Source organism: Variovorax sp. RO1, assembly GCF_002849325.1.
In the GTDB taxonomy this organism is placed as follows: domain Bacteria; phylum Pseudomonadota; class Gammaproteobacteria; order Burkholderiales; family Burkholderiaceae_C; genus Variovorax.
This window is the reverse complement of sequence record NZ_PKMT01000002.1, coordinates 815428-832013: the sequence shown is the minus strand read 5'-3', so window position 1 is coordinate 832013 and position 16586 is coordinate 815428. Positions and strand designations below refer to the sequence as shown.

The 16586-nt window shown below is 68.5% G+C and carries 9 protein-coding genes and 1 pseudogene; 6 read left to right on the top strand and 4 right to left on the bottom strand.

Annotation, left to right across the window (positions count from 1 at the left end):
- Window positions 1–1020 (bottom strand): TRAP transporter substrate-binding protein, encoded by a 1020-nt coding sequence (locus tag CY658_RS15005; RefSeq protein ID WP_101490955.1) that lies wholly within the window; start codon window positions 1018–1020, stop codon window positions 1–3.
- Window positions 1021–1145: 125 nt separating this feature from the next.
- On the opposite strand from CY658_RS15005, the gene CY658_RS15000 reads away from it, so the two are divergent.
- A complete protein-coding gene (locus tag CY658_RS15000) occupies window positions 1146–2201 on the top strand; it encodes a LacI family DNA-binding transcriptional regulator (protein ID WP_101490954.1) in 1056 nt (351 codons plus the stop codon).
- Between the two features lie 72 nt (window positions 2202–2273).
- On the opposite strand, the gene CY658_RS14995 is transcribed toward CY658_RS15000, so the two are convergent.
- Both CY658_RS14995 and CY658_RS14990 read right to left on the bottom strand, forming a co-directional pair.
- Window positions 2274–3089: a class I SAM-dependent methyltransferase gene (locus CY658_RS14995; protein WP_101490953.1), complete on the bottom strand. Its 816-nt coding sequence runs from the start codon at window positions 3087–3089 to the stop codon at window positions 2274–2276.
- Window positions 3086–3472: a hypothetical protein gene (locus tag CY658_RS14990; protein ID WP_101490952.1), complete on the bottom strand. Its 387-nt coding sequence runs from the start codon at window positions 3470–3472 to the stop codon at window positions 3086–3088. The genes CY658_RS14995 and CY658_RS14990 overlap by 4 nt, the downstream gene beginning before the upstream one ends.
- A gap of 141 nt (window positions 3473–3613) precedes the next feature.
- Between CY658_RS14990 and CY658_RS14985 the strand changes: the two genes are divergently transcribed.
- The 5 genes and pseudogenes from CY658_RS14985 (at window position 3614) to CY658_RS14970 (ending at window position 16010) form a co-directional block, all read left to right on the top strand.
- The gene (locus CY658_RS14985) at window positions 3614–6769 is read left to right on the top strand and encodes an ATP-binding protein (RefSeq protein WP_101490951.1); all 3156 of its coding nucleotides are present in this window, start codon (window positions 3614–3616) and stop codon (window positions 6767–6769) included.
- 425 nt (window positions 6770–7194) lie between these two features.
- The gene (locus tag CY658_RS14980; RefSeq protein ID WP_101490950.1) at window positions 7195–9264 is read left to right on the top strand and encodes a sensor histidine kinase; all 2070 of its coding nucleotides are present in this window, start codon (window positions 7195–7197) and stop codon (window positions 9262–9264) included.
- The gene (locus tag CY658_RS14975) at window positions 9261–9983 is read left to right on the top strand and encodes a response regulator transcription factor (protein WP_101490949.1); all 723 of its coding nucleotides are present in this window, start codon (window positions 9261–9263) and stop codon (window positions 9981–9983) included. Before CY658_RS14980 ends, CY658_RS14975 begins: the two co-directional genes overlap by 4 nt.
- Before the next feature lie 114 nt (window positions 9984–10097).
- Window positions 10098–10220: pseudogene (locus CY658_RS33180) on the top strand (ESPR-type extended signal peptide-containing protein); the annotation flags it as partial.
- A 423-nt stretch (window positions 10221–10643) separates the two neighbouring features.
- A complete protein-coding gene (locus CY658_RS14970) occupies window positions 10644–16010 on the top strand; it encodes an autotransporter outer membrane beta-barrel domain-containing protein (RefSeq protein ID WP_257884873.1) in 5367 nt (1788 codons plus the stop codon).
- A gap of 146 nt (window positions 16011–16156) precedes the next feature.
- Here the strand turns inward: CY658_RS14970 and CY658_RS14965 are convergent, their stop codons facing one another.
- Window positions 16157–16504 carry a zinc ribbon domain-containing protein YjdM gene (locus CY658_RS14965; RefSeq protein WP_101490947.1) on the bottom strand — a complete coding sequence of 116 codons (348 nt, stop codon included), beginning with the start codon at window positions 16502–16504 and terminating at the stop codon, window positions 16157–16159.
- Between the last annotated feature and the right edge of the window lie 82 nt (window positions 16505–16586).

Below are 16586 nucleotides of genomic sequence, written 5' to 3'. Positions count from 1 at the left end.
TTAAGCCAGCTTGCCGACGGTGCCTTCGAGCAACGCCCAGGCCTCGGGGCCGAAGCGTCCCTTCCACTCGCCGTAGAAGCCCGATTCGCGTAGCTTCGCGCGGAAGCTGTCGGCCGTGGGGCGGTTGATGGTGAGGCCCTTGGCCTGCAGGTCGCCGACCACCGAGTCGTTGAGCTTCTTGATGTCTTCGCGCTGCTGCATGCCGGCGTCGTTGATGGCGCGCGCGACGATGGTCTTCAGGTCGGCGGGCAAGGCGTCCCACGCGCGGCCGTTGGCAATGAACCAGTAGCCGTCCCAGATGTGATTCGTGAGCGAGCAGAACTTCTGCACCTCGAAGAGCTTGGCGACCTGGATGATGGGCAGGGGGTTCTCCTGCGCATCGACGATCTTGGTTTGCAGCGCGGAGTACACCTCGCTGAACTGCAGGCTCGCGGGCGCGGCGCCCAGGCCCTTGAACATCGAGATCGACAGCGGACTCACCGGCACGCGGATCTTCAGGCCGTCCATGTCCTTCGCATTAGCGACGGCGGCCTTGCTGCTGGTGGTCTGGCGAAAGCCGTTGTCCCACATCTTCTCGAAGGCGTAGAGGCGCGACTTGGCGATGGCGCCGCGCACGTGCGCGCCCACCTTGCCGTCCATCGCGGCCCACACCTGGCTGTAGTCGTTGAACGCAAAGCCCACCGCGTTGATGGCGGCCACCGGCACGAGCGTCGCGATGACGAGCGCCGAGGGCGTGAAGAACTCGATGCCGCCCGAGCGCACCTGCGCGAGCATGTCGGTGTCGCCGCCGAGCTGGTTGTTCGGAAAGATCTTGATCTCGACCCGGCCCTTGGTTTCCTTGGCGATGCGGTCCGCAGCTTCCTGCGCGCGCACGTTCAGCGGATGGCTCAGCGGCAGGTTGTTGCCGTACTTGTACGAGAACTCCGCGGCGCGCGCGATGCGCGGCACGGCCGACACGATGCCGGCGGCGGGGAGGGCGGAAAGCGTGCGCAGTGCACTGCGGCGGGTCAGCGAGGTCATGTCTTTTGTCTCCAGGATCTTCGGAATGCGCTTGATGCAATCTGATGCATCGGTGGATTCGGGCCACAGCGAAGATAAAAGGATGCATCATCCGGGTCAAACTCGATCCTGATGGTTTTTGATGTATGCGGGATAACCCTTCACCTCCTTCCGATGCACGCCGCGCGCGCGTGGTCGACATCGCGCGCGCGGCGCAGGTGTCGACCGCCACGGTCGATCGCGTGCTCAACCGCCGGCCCGGCGTGCGTGACGCCACGGTGCAGCGTGTGCTCAAGGCAGCTGGCGAGCTCGACTACCTGCCGGGGCCCGAGCTCTATGCGGCGCTGACGCCGCCACCGCTGCGGCTCGTGTTCCTGCTGCCGGCGGGCACCAACCGCTTCATCCGCATGCTGGGCGACATGGTGGGGTACTCGCAGGAACACTGGGCGCCGTTCAACGTGCAGTGCCGCACGGTGTTCATCGAGAGCTTCAATCCGCACGAGCTGGCCGACGCATTGCGCAAGCACGGCCAGCGTTGCGACGGCATCGCGATGATGGCGCTCGAACATCCGGCGGTGCGCGAAGCGGTGGCCGCGCTGGCCGCGCGCGGGCTGCCGGTGGTCACGCTGATCTCGGATCTGTCGAACTCCGAGCGCGCTGCGTTCGTGGGGCTCGACAACCGCGCCGCCGGGCGCACGGCCGGTTACCTCATCGGCCGCTTCATCGGCGCGCGCGCCGCGAAGGTCGCGCTCATCGCGGGCAGCCTGAGCTACAAGGCGCACGAGGAGCGCGAGGCGGGCTTCCTGCACGTCATCGACGAGATGTTCCCGAAGCTCGAAGTGGTGGGCCTGCGCGAAGGCCAGGACGATGCGGCCAAGAACTACCGCCAGACCCGCGCGCTGCTGGAGCAGCACCCCGACATGGGCGGCATCTACAACATCGGCGGCGCGTCAGACGGCGTGGCGCGTGCGCTGAAGGAAGCGGGGCGCGAGCAGAAGGTGGTCTTCATCGGCCACGGCCTCACGCCCGACACCCGCGCGCTCCTCATCGACGGCAGCATGGACGCGGTGATCACGCAGAGCCCGCACACCACGCTGATGAGTTGCGTGCGCATCTTCACCAACCTGCGCGACAAGCGCGAAGCGCTCAGCGGCGTGGAGACCACGCGCAGCCAGGTGATCTTTCGCGAGAACCTTCCGTAAAGACTGCACCTCGCTGCAACGAGGTCGTATCACTTGGTAGCCGCGGCAATCATCTGGTTGCGCTGGAGCGGGTCAGCCCACCTCCACCGTCACCCGCAGGAACGTCGCGGCGATCAGGCAGGTGTTGGGGTACTGGCTCTGGTTCTGGCTCTGGAACAGCGTCACCAGTTCGGCACGCAATTCGTCGGTGCGCCCGGCCTTGGCGGCCGCGTCGAATGCGTTCATGGTCGGGCCATAGAACTGCCGGAACGTGTCGACGAATTCCTCCGCGGAGCCTTTGAAGTCGAAGATGTAGCTGTCGCGTTCCCAGCTGATCGCCTCCGAGGCAATGCCCACCGCGCCAAAGCGCTCGAGGATGTTCGGGGTCGAGCCCCAGCCCATCGGGCTCACGAAACCTTCGGGCGGCGGGGGCGCATACGACGAACTGATCTTCAGGATCTGCGCCACCAGCGTGGGGTCGTTGGGGATCCAGTTGCCCATGAGGATGCGCCCGCCCGGACGCGTGACACGCACCATCTCCCGTGCCACGTCGAAGGGCCTGGGCGCGAACATGGCGCCGAACATGCTGATGACGAGGTCGAAGGACGCGTTCTCGAGCCGCAGCTCGCAGGCATCTCCTTCCTCGAACCGGCAACTGGCCGACAGCCCGGCCTGGGCTGCCCGCCGGTTGCCCGCGGCGACCAGGTTGGCGGCGATGTCGACGCCCAGCACCTGCGCGCCGAGTTTGGCGGCCGGGATGGCGGTGTTGCCATCGCCGCAGCCGAGGTCCAGCACCTGCATGCCGGGCGTGATGTGCGCGTGCCGCACGACGTCTTCACCGCTCTCGCGCATGCTCTCGGCGATGCGCGTGAAGTCGCCTTTTTCCCAGAGGGCCTTGTTCGGGTTCATGACTTCACCTTCTCGATCATGTGGTTGATCACGTGCGTGTGCTCGTGTTGCGGGCTGAACATCACGATCTCCGCGTCGGCGTCGACCTTGACGTTATGGCCGGGCGGCCAATAGAACAGGTCGTGGGTCTTGACGGTCTCCTGTTCCCCGGCGTCGTCGGTGGTGGTGATCTGGCCCTTGAGCACGAATCCCCAGTGCGGGCACTGGCACGAGTTGTGGTTCAGGCCCTGGAAGAGCGGCGTCGTGTCGACGCCCGCGGACAGCGTGAAGTACTCGCCGCTGATCTTGCTGTAGCCGGTCGCGTCGCCGAAATCCAAACGCTGCCGGATCAGGGCACCGGGAATTTCCATCTTCACGTCGACGGCGTCTTTTGCGATATGCATGAGGTACTCCTTGAGGGGCCGCGGGCGCGGGATGGGGCGTCTATTCGTTGCACCCGCCAGATTCGATAGACGGCATACTCATCCTCCACGCTTGGCGTTCCTGAAACGTTCCCGGCCTAGTGCTGGTGGAAAGGAATCGCGATGTCGCTCCCACCGACTCCGTCGTCCGATGCCGTGTCGATCCGGCTGCTGGGCCCGTTCCGCCTGAGCGTGGGGGTGGCCGGGGATGACCCGCAGACGCCTGCGGTGCCGCTGACCCGTCGGGCCGCCGAGTTGCTGCAACTGCTGTCCTTGCAGCCCGACCGCAGCCTGGCGAACGAACAGGTGGTGGAAGCCCTGTGGCCGCACCTGGACCCTGACGCGGGCAGCGCCAACCTGCGCAAGGCCGCGCACCACGCGCGCCAGTTCATCGGTCAGCCCGACGCCCTGGTGTTGCGGGGCGGCCGGGTGTTCCTGCTGCCCGACCATGCGGTGGCGTGCGACGCCGACCGCTTCGAGCGCGCCGCGGACGAAGCCCTGGGCAGCGGCGATCCGCAGGCCTGCAAGGCGGCCGCGCAGCTCTACAGTGGCGACCTCCTGCCCGACGCCCGCTACGAAGCCTGGACCGAGGCGCCGCGCCAGCGCTTGCGCGACAAGTTCCTGCGGCTGTTGCGCCAGACCGGCGACCTGGAACGGCTGGTGCGCGAAGACCCGACCGACGAAGCGGCCCATGTCCAGTTGATGCGCGAGGAACTGGCCGCCGGGCGACGCTCTTCGGCGCTGCGCTGGTACGGCCACCTGCGCGACCACCTGCAGCAGACCTTGGGCATGCGTCCCGGTCCATCGGCCGAGGCGCTGTACCGCGACTGCGTGGCGGGCCTGGAAGGCGCCGCGCCGCGTTTCGTCGGCCGGGCCATGGAGCTGGTGCGTGTGCTGGGATGGCTGCGCGCCAGCCTCGCGGGCCGCCCGGGTGGCGCGATCGTGCGCGCGCCGGCGGGGATGGGCAAAACCGCTTTCTGCCGCCGCGCCGCCGAAGAAGCGCGGGGCCTGGGCTGGCAGGTGCGCTCGTTGCAGGCCAGCGACTGGACCCGGCCCTATGGCATCGCGGCCGACCTGGTGGAGCCCTTGCTCGGCGAACTGCCCGATGCGGCGCAGGCCATCGGCGCGCACGCCCAAGCCGTGCTGGCGCAGATGACCGCTTCGGGCGACGTGAAACCGCTGGCGATGCCGCTCGGGCGCCACCAGATGGTGGGCGCCGTGCGCCGGCTGTTGCTGGCCACGGCCTCGCAAAAGCCGGTGCTGCTCATCGTCGACGACGCGCACGCGGCGGACGACGCGAGCGCCGAGACGCTGACGCAGCTGGCGGCGAGCGGTCCCCCGGTGTTCGTGCTGCTCGCGTGCCGGCACGCACTGCCGCCCCTGCTGGACCGGAACACCTCGCGCTTGCTGCGCGCCGGCCAGCTGGAGGCCCTTGAACTGGGGCCGCTGTCCGAGGAAGAAGCGGCGCTGCTCGCGGCCCGCTCAGCCGACGCACCGATGGCAGGCGAGGCCGCCACCGCCATCGCGCGTCGCGCCGAAGGCCTGCCGTTTGCCGTGATCGAACTCGCGCGCGCTGCAGCCACATCAGACGGCGCCACGGCGGCGATGCCCCGCAGCGTGTCGTCGGCCCTGGCCGAACGCCTGTGCGACCTGGACCCCGGCACGACGGAGGCCCTGCGCCGGTTGGCGCTGTCGGCCGAAGATTTCGACGTGGCCACGGCCGTTGCGCTGGCCGCCGACGAGAGCCACGACGCGCTGGCGCGTCTCGACCAGGCGCTGGCCGCAGGCGTGCTGGTGGTGGCCGAGGGCCGCTATCGCTTCCGCCACGCACTTGTGCGAGAGGCGCTGGCCGAAGGCATCCCGCCGCACCGGCGTGTGCTGTTGCATCGCGACGTGGCGGCGCGGCTCGAACAAGGCGGTGCGTCACCGGGCCTGGTGGGCCACCACTGGCTCGCTGCGGGCGATGCCGAGCGGGCGATGCCGTGTTCGCTGGCGGCTGCGCGCCAGGCCTTTCGCCTCGGTGCCTGCGAAGACGTGCTGCGCCACGTCGAGCCGCTGCTCGCGCACCGGCCGGCGCAGCCAGAAGCACTGGCGCTGCGTGCCGAGTCGCTGGACGCACTGGGCCGACCCGGCACCCTGGCCGCCTACGATGCGGCCGCCGCCGTCGCGCCCGAAGCGCTGTCCCACGAATTGCGCGCCAAGCGCGCCTTGGCGCAAGTGAAGATGAGCGACCCGCCCGGTGCGCTGAAGTACCTGCAGGACGTGCATCCCACCACGGTGGCGGGGCGCCTCGCCGAAGCGCTGGCCTACAGCGGCGCGGCGGCCCTGGGCTTCGGGGACCCCGCCGAAGGCACGCGTCGGTCGGCCGAAGTGCGTCGGATTGCCCTGGAGACCGGTGACGAAGGCACGCTCGTGATCGCCTCCTGGTCGCAAGCCGCGGCGGCGCACGCGCGCGGTGACCTGCATGGCAGCGTGTGGGCCGACCTCAAGGAGACGAGCCACCTGCCGCAGCTGGCGGTGCGCGTGTTCGACGGCCACCTGTGCATCACGCAGCGCTTCTTGTACGGCTCGCGGCCGTATGCCGATGTCATCGCATTCGCCAATGCGCTGGCCACGGAAGCGCAGCGGCTGGGCGCGGCGCGTGGGCATGCGTTCGCGGTCACGCTGCGCGGCGAAGCCTGGCTGCTCAGCGGCCAGCTCGACGCCGCCGAGCAAGACCTCGTGGCGGGCGGGCGCATGCACCGCGCGATCGGCGGCGCGACGGGCGAAGCGCTGTCGCTGCAGCGCCGCTCCGAACTGGCGATCTACCGCGGGCAGATGGACCGGGCGCGCGGCCTGCTCGACGAAGCGCTCGACGTCGCGCGCCAGTCCGACGTCGGCTTCCACCTGCTGGACCGCATCTACGGCACCCGCATCGCAATGGCCACGCAACCCGATGCCGCGCTGGGCGTGCTGGAGGAAGCCGAGGCCAACGTGCGCGGCCCGTTGGAAAGCTGCCCCGGCTGCCGCATCACCTTCGCCATCCCGGCCACCATCGCGGCCGCGAGAGGGCACGCGCTGGACCTGGCGGCCGGCCACCAGCAGCAGTCCGAATACCTGGCGAATGTGGTGATGAAGCTGCCGGCCTGGTACGCGTCGCTGCACGAGGCGCAGGCCCACATCGAACGGGCCTCGGGCCGTGTCGCTGCCGCGCGCGAAGGCTTCGCCGCGGCAGCGCGGGAGTTCCGCGCCTGCGGCCACGCGCTGGACGCCGCACGCTGCCAGGAACTGGCCGGCTAGGGGCCAGGAAGGGCGCGCGGCACGCGCGCGACGAACGGATGACATCGGCCACGGCCCCACGCCCGACACGCGCGCCCTTGTGATCCACAGCGTCCCGGCTGCGCCTGCCTTGCGGGATATCACGTACGCATAAAGTTTTCATGCGCCGGTAATTGCAAGAAAAAGCAAGATCCGATGGCCATGTGTTCGCCCCAAAATTCAATTGGCGCAGCGAAGCGACGCAGCGGGCGCCGCACGGCTCGACATGTGAGGCTCCAGCCGGTCCGTGTCGCAGGCCGACCAACAACACAGGAAACGAGATGGGAACTTGCAGTACGCAGGGGTGGGCGGCGTGATTCAGAACCAGCATTCACGGCGCCGTGTCTGACGTGCGATCGACGGCGCATTCCGTCCCGCTGCTGTTCTGCTTGCGCAGCGTTCGCGCGATGGCCGGCATCGTCGTTGCCCTGCTGTTGTTTCTCTGCATGGCGAGTCGGGCGGAACCTCCCGCGCTGCGTCTTGATCCGGAGCTGTCTTTCGCCGAGCGCACCTTCGATGGTCATCTGCAGGTTTATCACGATGCCTCGGGCATGCTCAGTCAGAGCGAGGTGGCTCTGCCGCCTTATTCGCAACGCTTCCAGCCCATTCAGGCCAGCTTCAACGGCGGCTACTCACACGGCGCGTGGTGGGTGCGCTTTCCACTCCAGACGACGCGCGAGCAGAGGGCCGATCCGATCCAGGGAGGGTGGTGGCTCAGGCTGAGTGCACCTTACGTGGACACCATGGACGTGTGGTTGCCTGGCGCAGGCGAGGCACTGGTCCACCGGGAACTGGGTGATCTGCGTTCGAGCCTGTTGAGGGATTGGCCCGGAACACTCCCCGCCGTGCGCCTGCTGAATCTGGTTGACGATCAACCCCGCTGGGTGTGGGTCCGCCTGGCCGGCGCCCGGGCGCTCAGTCTCTCCGGCGGCGTGTCGTCAGTGCGTGAGCTGGCCGACGTGCAACAGAAAATCACCGTGGCAAGCGCGGGGGCCATTGGCATGGTGCTGCTCCTCGCCTTCGTCAGTCTGGTGGTGGGCGTGGCGGTGCCGGACCGCCGGTTCATCGCCTACGCGGGCTATCTGTCGACGCTCGCCTTGCTGTTTGCGAGTTCGCAGGATCTGCCGGCGTCCCTTGGCCTGCTGGACAGTCCTGCGGCGGCGGTGCGCTTGCACAGCTTTTCCGTGTGCCTGCACACCGCTGCGGCTTTCGCGTTCGCACGCAGCCTGCTCGACATGGCGCACCAGTTTCCGCGCATGGATCGCGTGTTCCAGGCGCTGAGCGTGGTGTGCGCACTGGCCTGCATCGTGGCCCTTGCCGGCGGGTTCCGGCACATCGCGTTGCCGCTGAGTGTGCTGTGGGTGTTGATGTCGATTTGCGTGGTGTCGCAGTGCGCGGTCTTGCTGCGCCGCAACGTCGAGGCCTGGCCGAGCCTGATCGGGTACGCGGTCTATCTGGCATTGGGCGTGCAGCACTTCGCCAAGAACCTGCAATGGTTGCCTTACGCCTTGACGACGCAGTACAGCTATGCGATCGGCGCCATCATTCATATTCTTGCGTTCTTCTTCACCTTGGGCTGGCGCGTGCGCAACCGCGAGCGCCGCGCGCTGGCGCTGTCCCTGCGCCATGGCGAACGCCTGGAACAGCGCGTGAACGTGCGCACCGAAGACTTGCGCCAGGAGATTGCCCAGCACCACCTGACCCACAACCAGCTGACGATGGCGCTGCGCGAGCAGCAGGGGATGCTTGCCATGGTGTCCCACGAGTTCCGAACCCCGCTCGGCACGATCGGCGGTGCTGCCCAGATTCTTTCGGATGAGCGTCTCGGCCTTGCGCGCGACGACGTCAAGCGGGAGGCGGAGAAGATCACGCGCACGGTGTCCCGCATGCGCGACCTGATGGACACCTTGCTCGCAGATCAGTGGCTGGAGGCGTCCAGCGAGTCCATGAGCCGCCGCGACATCGACCTGGCCGAGCTGCTTCGCGAAAAGATCGATGAGCACAACGAAGGCAGCGCCCACGGCCGCATCCGCCTGAGCCTCGAGGCATCGCACCCGACGGTGCTGGCGGACGAGACGCTGCTGCACATCGCGCTGGACAACCTTCTGACGAATGCGCTCAAGTACGCACCCGCGACATCGCCGGTGGAGGTGCGGGCCTGCGTCCTGGAAGGTGGGGTGACGGGCGGTACGGCGGGGGCATGTGTCGCGGTCCAGGTGCTCGATCAGGGGCCCGGCTTCAGGCCGCCAGACCTGCCGCATGTGTTCGATCGCTTCTATCGCGCAGAAGGCGCGCGGCGCATACCGGGCATCGGTCTGGGCCTGCACATGGTGCAGCGCATCGCCTTGCTTCACGGCGGCAGCGTGGCGGCGGCGAACCGCGCCGAGGGCGGTGCCGTGGTGACGCTGACGCTGCCGTGTCCGACCGCAGGCGATGTCGCCGACGGGCGCCTCGCTGAAGAGGTCACGTCGCAATGAATGCCGTGCTCGTGATCGAGGACGACGACGACTTGCGCGACACGTTGTTGCGATACCTCAACGGCGTCGGCTTGTCAGCCCGTGGCGTGCCAAGCGCCGAGGACGTGGACGCAGAACTGGCTCGCCAGCATTTCGACGCGGTGGTGTGCGATGTCAACCTGCCCGGCGACGACGGCTTTGCCGTGCTGGCCCGGCTTCGGGCGCGCAGTGCCATGCGCATCGTGATGTTGACCGCCCGGGGCGTCGCGAACGATCGCCTCAGAGGCTTGGGCCTGGGCGCCGACTACTACCTCGTCAAGCCGGTGAACCTGCGGGAGCTGGAAATGGTCCTGCACAACCTGCTGCAGCGCAGCCAGGAGGTCCAGGGCGCGCGGACCTCCCTGGAAGATTCAGGCGGGGACGCCGCGCCATCAGATGCATGGCGCTACCAGCGCACCGGCTGGATTCTGCTGGCGCCCGACGGCCAGCGCATGCAGCTGTCCAACTCCGAAGCGAGGCTGGTCCACACGCTGGTCGCACGCGCCGGCGAGGTCGTCGACCGTGCCACCTTGCTGGCCGCGATGGGGCGCCCTGGCCTGGAGGCGTACGAGCGCAACCTCGACGTCACGGTCTCGCGGTTGCGCCGCAAGGCCGAGCAGACCTGTGCGCAAAAACTGCCCATCGTCGCGGTGCGCGGGGAAGGCTACAGCTTCCAGGGCGCTGCGTATGTCGAGCCCTGACGGTCGCACTTCACACATGACATCGGTGGCTGCCACTGCGCGCGCCCACGAGAACCCGACTTTCCTGAAAGCCCGCCGCGCGGGCCCCACACCACCCTACGGAGGAGCCAGTTCATGAACCGCACCCATCGCCTTGTTTTCAATCGTCGCACCGGCGTGTGCCAAGCCGTATCCGAGACCGCCAGGTCGGCAGCAGGAGGGCCATCAGGGGCTCGGTGCGTGGTTGCCCTCGCTGCTGCATTGATCGTGGGGACGATGTCTCCGGTGGCGGCGGCCGCAACGTGGACGGCCGTAGCGCCCGGAGACTGGCTCGACGGAAGCAACTGGCAGGAGGGCGCACCGCCCACCATCGGCGAACACGTGTTTTTCTGGGGCTCCGGCACTGCCGAGATATCGGGTTCTGGCGCTGTTGCCTATGGCGATCATATGAGCCTGGGCAGCTCCGTCAGCGGCATGGTCAAGGTGACCGATGGCGGGACGTTAAACATTTTCAGGCTCGCTGTGGGGGTAGACCACGCGGGAACTATAGAGGTCAATGGGAGAGGCTCGTTGCTCAAAGTCGACGGCGGAATCCTTTTCGGCCTTGGCGCGACGGGCGTCGGCATTCTCAGCATTGCAAACGGCGGCACAGTCCGCGTTGGCGGTGGCCGCGAGTTGGAGTTGGGCAATGTCCCTGGCGGCTCGGGCACGCTCAACCTGAACGCAGGCGGCACGCTGGAGGTCGGCGCAGGTCAAGGGCTGCGGCCTGCAGTTGCCGGCGCCACCGGCACTTTCAACTGGGCGGGTGGCACGTTGCGGGTGACGACCGGCGACTTGACGACAGGCATGCCCGCCACCTTGACTGGCACGACTTCCACGCTGGATACCAACGGCTTTGGCGCGACGCTGTCGGGCGTGCTGTCCGGCGACGGCGCGCTCACAAAGACCGGCGGGGGAATGCTCAGGCTCTTCGGCGACAACACCTACAGCGGCGGCACCACCCTCAGCGCCGGCACCCTGATCGTCGGCAATGCCGCTGCCCTGGGTACCGGCGCATTGAACGCGGCCGGAGGCACCACCCTCGACGCCAGCGCTGCAGTCACCCTGGGCAACGATGTCGACCTCGGCGGCAACCTGACCGTCGGCGGCAGCCAGGCGCTGCGCCTCGACGGCAAGATTGCCGGGGCGGGCGGTCTCTTCAAGAACGGTGCTGCCAGCCTGAGCCTCAACGGCGTCAACAGCTACAAGGGCGGCACCGTGCTGAACGGCGGCACGCTGATCGTCGGCTCCGATACCGCCCTGGGCACCGGCGCATTGATCACGGGCGCAGGCACCACCCTCGACGCCAGCGTCGCGGTCACCCTGGGCAACGATGTCAACCTGGCTGGCAACCTGACCTTGGGCGGCAGCCACGCCCTCACGCTCAATGGCACCGTCACCGGGGCCGGCGGGCTGACCAAGAACGGCGCTTCCAACCTTGTCCTCAACGGCGACAACGAATTCCTCGGTGGCACGACCCTGAACGCCGGCACCCTGACCGTCGGCAACAGCGGGGCGCTGGGTCTGGGCGGCCTGACGGTCGCCGGAGCGGCGACGCTCGACAGCCATACCGCGGTGCTCCTGGGCAACCACATGGCCCTGAATGCCGACCTGAGCATCGGTGGCACGCAGGACCTGGCGTTCTCCGGGACGATCAGCGGCAACGGCGGGTTGATCAAGAACGGCGCGGCCAACCTGACGCTCTACGGCGCCAACAGCTACAGCGGCGGCACGACCCTCAGCGCCGGCACCTTGACCGTCGGCAATGCCGCGGCCCTGGGCGCGAGCGCGCTGACCGTGACCGGCGACAGCGTTCTCTCCAACCATTCGCCGCTGCGCCTGCACAACGCGGTCGACCTCGACCACGCGAACCTCACCCTCGGTGGCAACCATGCGCTGACCCTGGATGGCGTGATCGGTGGCACCGGTGGCCTGGTCAAGGTCGGCGTTTCCAACCTCGTCATCAACGGCGCTAATGACTTCCTCGGTGGCACGATCCTGAACGCCGGCACCCTGACCGTCGGCCACGACACGGCGCTGGGTGTGGACCCACTGACGGTCGCCGGGGCGGCGACGCTCGACAGCAATACCGCGGTGGCCCTGGACAACAGATTCGACCTGAAGGCCGACCTGACCGTCGGCGGCACCCGGGACCTGACGTTCTCCGGGCCGGTCACCGGCGCAGGCGGGTTGATCAAGAACGGCGCGGCCAACCTGACACTCAACGGTGTCCACACCTACAGCGGCGACACCACCGTCAACGGCGGCAGGCTGACCGTCAACGGCTCGGTGGCGGAGAGCGTGCAGGTCAACAGCAGCGGCACGCTGGGCGGCTCCGGCACGATAGAGCGCAATGTGACGGTCGCGTCGGGCGCACACCTGGCGCCGGGCAATTCGATCGGCACGCTAACCATCGCCGGGGACCTGAGCCTGGCCCAGGGCAGCGTGCTCGACTTCGAGTTTGGCGCGCCGGGCAGCAGCTACGCGGTGCCCGGGGTGGGCGACAGCGTGAAGGTGGGCGTCGACCTGTATCTCAACGGCGCTACGTTGAACATCATCGACACGGGCACCATGGGGCCGGGGATCTACAACCTGTTCAGCTACGGCAACACGCTCACGCGGACGAACGGCGGCATTGCACTGGGCGGCGCGGCCCCCAACAACTTTTCTGTCCAGTACCTCACGGGGGACAAGAAGGTCAACCTGGTCAACATCGATCCCGCCCAGGTCCTGAACTTCTGGAATGGCAACGGCCTGGCCAGCGCGACCCAGATGGGCGGGGGCGACGGCACCTGGAGCGCCACACAACCGAACTGGACCGATGTGAAGGGGGCGGTCACCGCGGCCATGCAGCCACAGCCGGGGTTCGCGATCTTCGGCGGCGCGGCGGGCCACGTCGTGGTGGACAACACCGACGGCGCGGTGGCGGCCACGGGCATCCAGTTCGCGAGCGACGGCTATCGGCTGTCCGGCGGCACGCTCACGCTGGTTGCCGACAAGGCCTCGCCCGGACCGGTTGAGCTGCGCGTGGGCGACGGCAGCGCCGCGGGCAGCAGCTGGAACGCGACCATCGGCAACGTCATCGCGGGCACGGACGGCGTGGTGAAGACCGGCAACGGCACGCTCGCGCTCACGGGCCTGAACACCTACAGCGGCGGCACTGCGGTGCGCGGCGGTGCACTGCAGATTTCGGACGATCGCAACCTCGGCGCGGTGGGCGCGGGGCTGACGCTCGACGCGGGCACCTTGCGCATCGCGTCGGGCTCGGCGCCGATCATCTCCGCGCGAGCGGTCATGCTCGGCGCAGGCGGAGGCACGCTGGACCTGGGCGCGAACCTGCTCGGCTTCGTCAGCGGCATCGGCGGCACGGGAGCCCTGAGCGTGACAGGCGCCGGCGGCACGTTGGCGATCGCCGCGCCCAACACCTACGAAGGCGGCACCACGCTCATGGGCGGCGCCTCGGTCAGCGTCGCGGGGGCGGGCACGCTCGGCGCGGGCGCGGTGCAGCAGCAGGGCAGCGGCACGCGTCTTGTCTTCACGGCCGGCGCCAAAGCGGGCAGCAACAGCTACACGGTCGGGCGCTCCGGCATGGCCGACGTCGGCAACCGGATGTCGTTCGCGCAGGACGCGAGCGCGATGTCCTCGACGCTCTTCGTCAACGGCGCGGGCTGGCAAACGCCCGACGCCAATGCGCTGCAGTTCGGCGACGCCAGCACCGCCGCTACGTCGAGCATCACGAACCAGGGCGGCGCGGTGTACTTCCTGCGGGATGCCACCGCGGGCAACGCCACGATCGTCAATGGCGGCAAGAGCCTGCTGAGCTTTCTCGGCGCGTCGTCGGCCGGCACGGCGCAGATTGCCAACCACAGCGGCGGCACGGTGCACTTCGAGGGCACCGCCACGGGGGCACACGCCCGCATCGCCAACGCGGCAGGCGGCACGGTCGACGTGTCGGGCTCGACCTCTGCCTCCGGTGTCGAAATCGGGTCGCTCTCCGGCGCGGGTGCGCTGGTGCTGGGCGCATCGAAGCTCACGCTCGGTGCCCTGAACACCAACGACACGCTGTCCGGCGTGGTCAGCGACAAGGGCAGCCAGTTCGCCCAGCCGGGAGCGGGCACGGGCGGTTCGGTCGTGAAGGTCGGCAGCGGCACACTCACGCTGTCGGGCGCGAACACCTACACGGGCGGCACCGCGCTGCGCCAGGGCCGGTTGAACGTCGGCCACAGCCGAGCGCTGGGCACGGGCGCGCTGACGATGGACGACGACACCACGCTGGGCTTCAGCGCCGAGGGGGTGAGCCTCGCCAATGCCATCCGGCTCACGGGGCAGAACGATCCGGTCATCGACACCGGTGCGTTCAGTGCCACGCTGGCCGGCGCGATCAGCGGCGGCGGGTTCATCACCAAGCAGGGCACGGGCACGCTGACGCTGTCGGGCGCCAACACCTACACCGGTGCGACGAACGTGGCACAGGGCACGTTGAAGGCTGGTGCGCTGAACACCTTCAGTGCGTCCTCTGCACACAGCGTGGCCACTGGCGCCACGCTCGACCTCGCCGGTTTCGATCAGACCGTGGCATCGCTCGCCAACAGCGGCACCGTGTCGCTCGTCGGTGCGGCCGCAGGCACCACGCTCACGGTGAATGGCAACTACGTCGGCAACAACGGCGTGCTCAAGCTGGCGGCTGCGCTCAACGGCACGGGGCTGTCGGACCGGTTGGTGATCAACGGCGGCGCCGCGAGCGGCAAGACCAGCGTGCAGGTCGCCAATCTGGGCGGCTTGGGCGCGCTCACCACGGGCGACGGCATCGAGGTGATCGGCGCGCGAAACGGCGCCACCACCACCGCGCAGACCACCAGGGATGCCTTCGTGCTGGCCGGCGGCCACGTGGATGCGGGCGCCTACGAGTACCGCCTGAATGCGGGGGACGCCGCCGGCGCCGGAGAAAACTGGTACCTGCGCTCCACCACGACGGCGGTCACGCCGCCCGTGCCGCCCGCGCCGGGTGCGCCCCCGGTCCCCGTCGTCGTTCCCGTCCCCACGTACCGCGCTGAAGCCTCGCTCTATGCGGCACTGCCAAGCCAGCTTCGCCAGGGCAACCTCGCCATGCTGGGCGACATGCACAAGCGCCTGGGCGACGACGATGCGAAGGGCTCGGTCCCGGACGCCGGCAGCACGCCGCGCCGCGCCTGGGCCCGTGTGCTCTCCACCGACATCGACGTCCAGCAGGGCGGCACGGTCTCTCCCGCCAGCAAGGGGCGCCTGACGGGCTTCCAGGCCGGTACCGACCTGCTGGCCACGCCCCACTGGCGCGCGGGTCTCTACGTCGGCCAGCTCGACGGCGATGCCACGACGACCGGTTTTGCAAGTGGCGTGCGCAACCTGCGAACCGGCCGCAACGACCTGCGCAGCCAGTACGCCGGCGTCTACGGCACGTATGTCGGCGCCAGCGGTTTCTACGCCGATGTCGTCGTGCAATCGGGGCGTCACCGCTACACCGCCGAGCCGATGCTTGGTGCTGGCATCGGCGGCAAGGGCCACAGCTTGCTGGGTTCCATCGAAGTGGGCCAGGCGTTTGCGCTGGGCGGCAGCGGCTGGCGCATCGAACCCCAGCTGCAGTTGATCCATCAGCACATCGACCTGGGCAACACCGCCATCGTCGGCGCCGTCGTGCAGCCGCGCGCCGACAGCGGCTGGATCGCGCGCGCGGGCGTGCGGGTCAAGGGCGAGATCGACACCGGCATGGGCACCCTGCAGCCGTACGGGCGCTTCAACGTCTACAAGTCGTCCAGCGGCACCGACATTGCACGCTTCGTCAACGGTGCCACCACGACCGACATCGCGGCGCCCACCGGCGGCACGAGCACCGAACTGGCGGGCGGCTTCACGATGGCGTTGAGCCAGACGACGAGCCTGTACGGCGAAGTCGGCAAGCTCTGGTCATCGGGCGGCAACGCAAAGGTGAAAAGCTCGATCAACGGGGCGCTCGGCGTGCGCGTGAAATGGTAGCCAGCGCTTCGTCGCTCGGTTCGGATGCGACGTCCTGAGATGCGCGGCGCCGGGCACCCATCCCGGGGCCGCGAGCGTCGATGCGATGGCGGCGTGCAAGGGAAAGGCCCAGAAAGCGGGTTTCGCCCGCATGAGCCAGGCCGGTCTCAGGCCTTGCGCACGAACTCCGACTTCAGCTTCATCGCGCCAATGCCGTCGATCTTGCAATCGATGTCGTGATCGCCATCGATCAGGCGGATGTTCTTCGCCTTGGTGCCGACCTTCACGACCAGCGACGAGCCCTTGACCTTGAGGTCCTTGATGACGGTGACGGTGTCGCCGTCGTTCAGCACGTTGCCGACCGAATCCTTGATGACCCGGCCCTCATCGGCCGCGCTTTCGGCGGCAGCGCCCGAGGCGGACCATTCGTGACCGCATTCGGGGCAGACAAGGTTCAGGCCGTCTTCGTAGGTGAATTCCGAATGGCATTGGGGGCAAGGGGGCAGAGTGCTCACGGCGGTAGGTGGGGTCCGTATCGGTTGAAGGACGTGGATACTAGCCTGCCCTCAGGGACGCAGGTCCTGTGGGCCGCAGCGG

Coding starts and splice junctions, on each gene's coding strand:
- CY658_RS14985 (WP_101490951.1), top strand. CDS start 3,614: ATGTCGCTCCCACCGACTCCGTCGTCCGATGCCGTGTCGATCCGGCTG.
- CY658_RS15005 (WP_101490955.1), bottom strand. CDS start 1,020: ATGACCTCGCTGACCCGCCGCAGTGCACTGCGCACGCTTTCCGCCCTC.
- CY658_RS15000 (WP_101490954.1), top strand. CDS start 1,146: ATGCGGGATAACCCTTCACCTCCTTCCGATGCACGCCGCGCGCGCGTG.
- CY658_RS14995 (WP_101490953.1), bottom strand. CDS start 3,089: ATGAACCCGAACAAGGCCCTCTGGGAAAAAGGCGACTTCACGCGCATC.
- CY658_RS14990 (WP_101490952.1), bottom strand. CDS start 3,472: ATGCATATCGCAAAAGACGCCGTCGACGTGAAGATGGAAATTCCCGGT.
- CY658_RS14975 (WP_101490949.1), top strand. CDS start 9,261: ATGAATGCCGTGCTCGTGATCGAGGACGACGACGACTTGCGCGACACG.
- CY658_RS14980 (WP_101490950.1), top strand. CDS start 7,195: ATGGCCGGCATCGTCGTTGCCCTGCTGTTGTTTCTCTGCATGGCGAGT.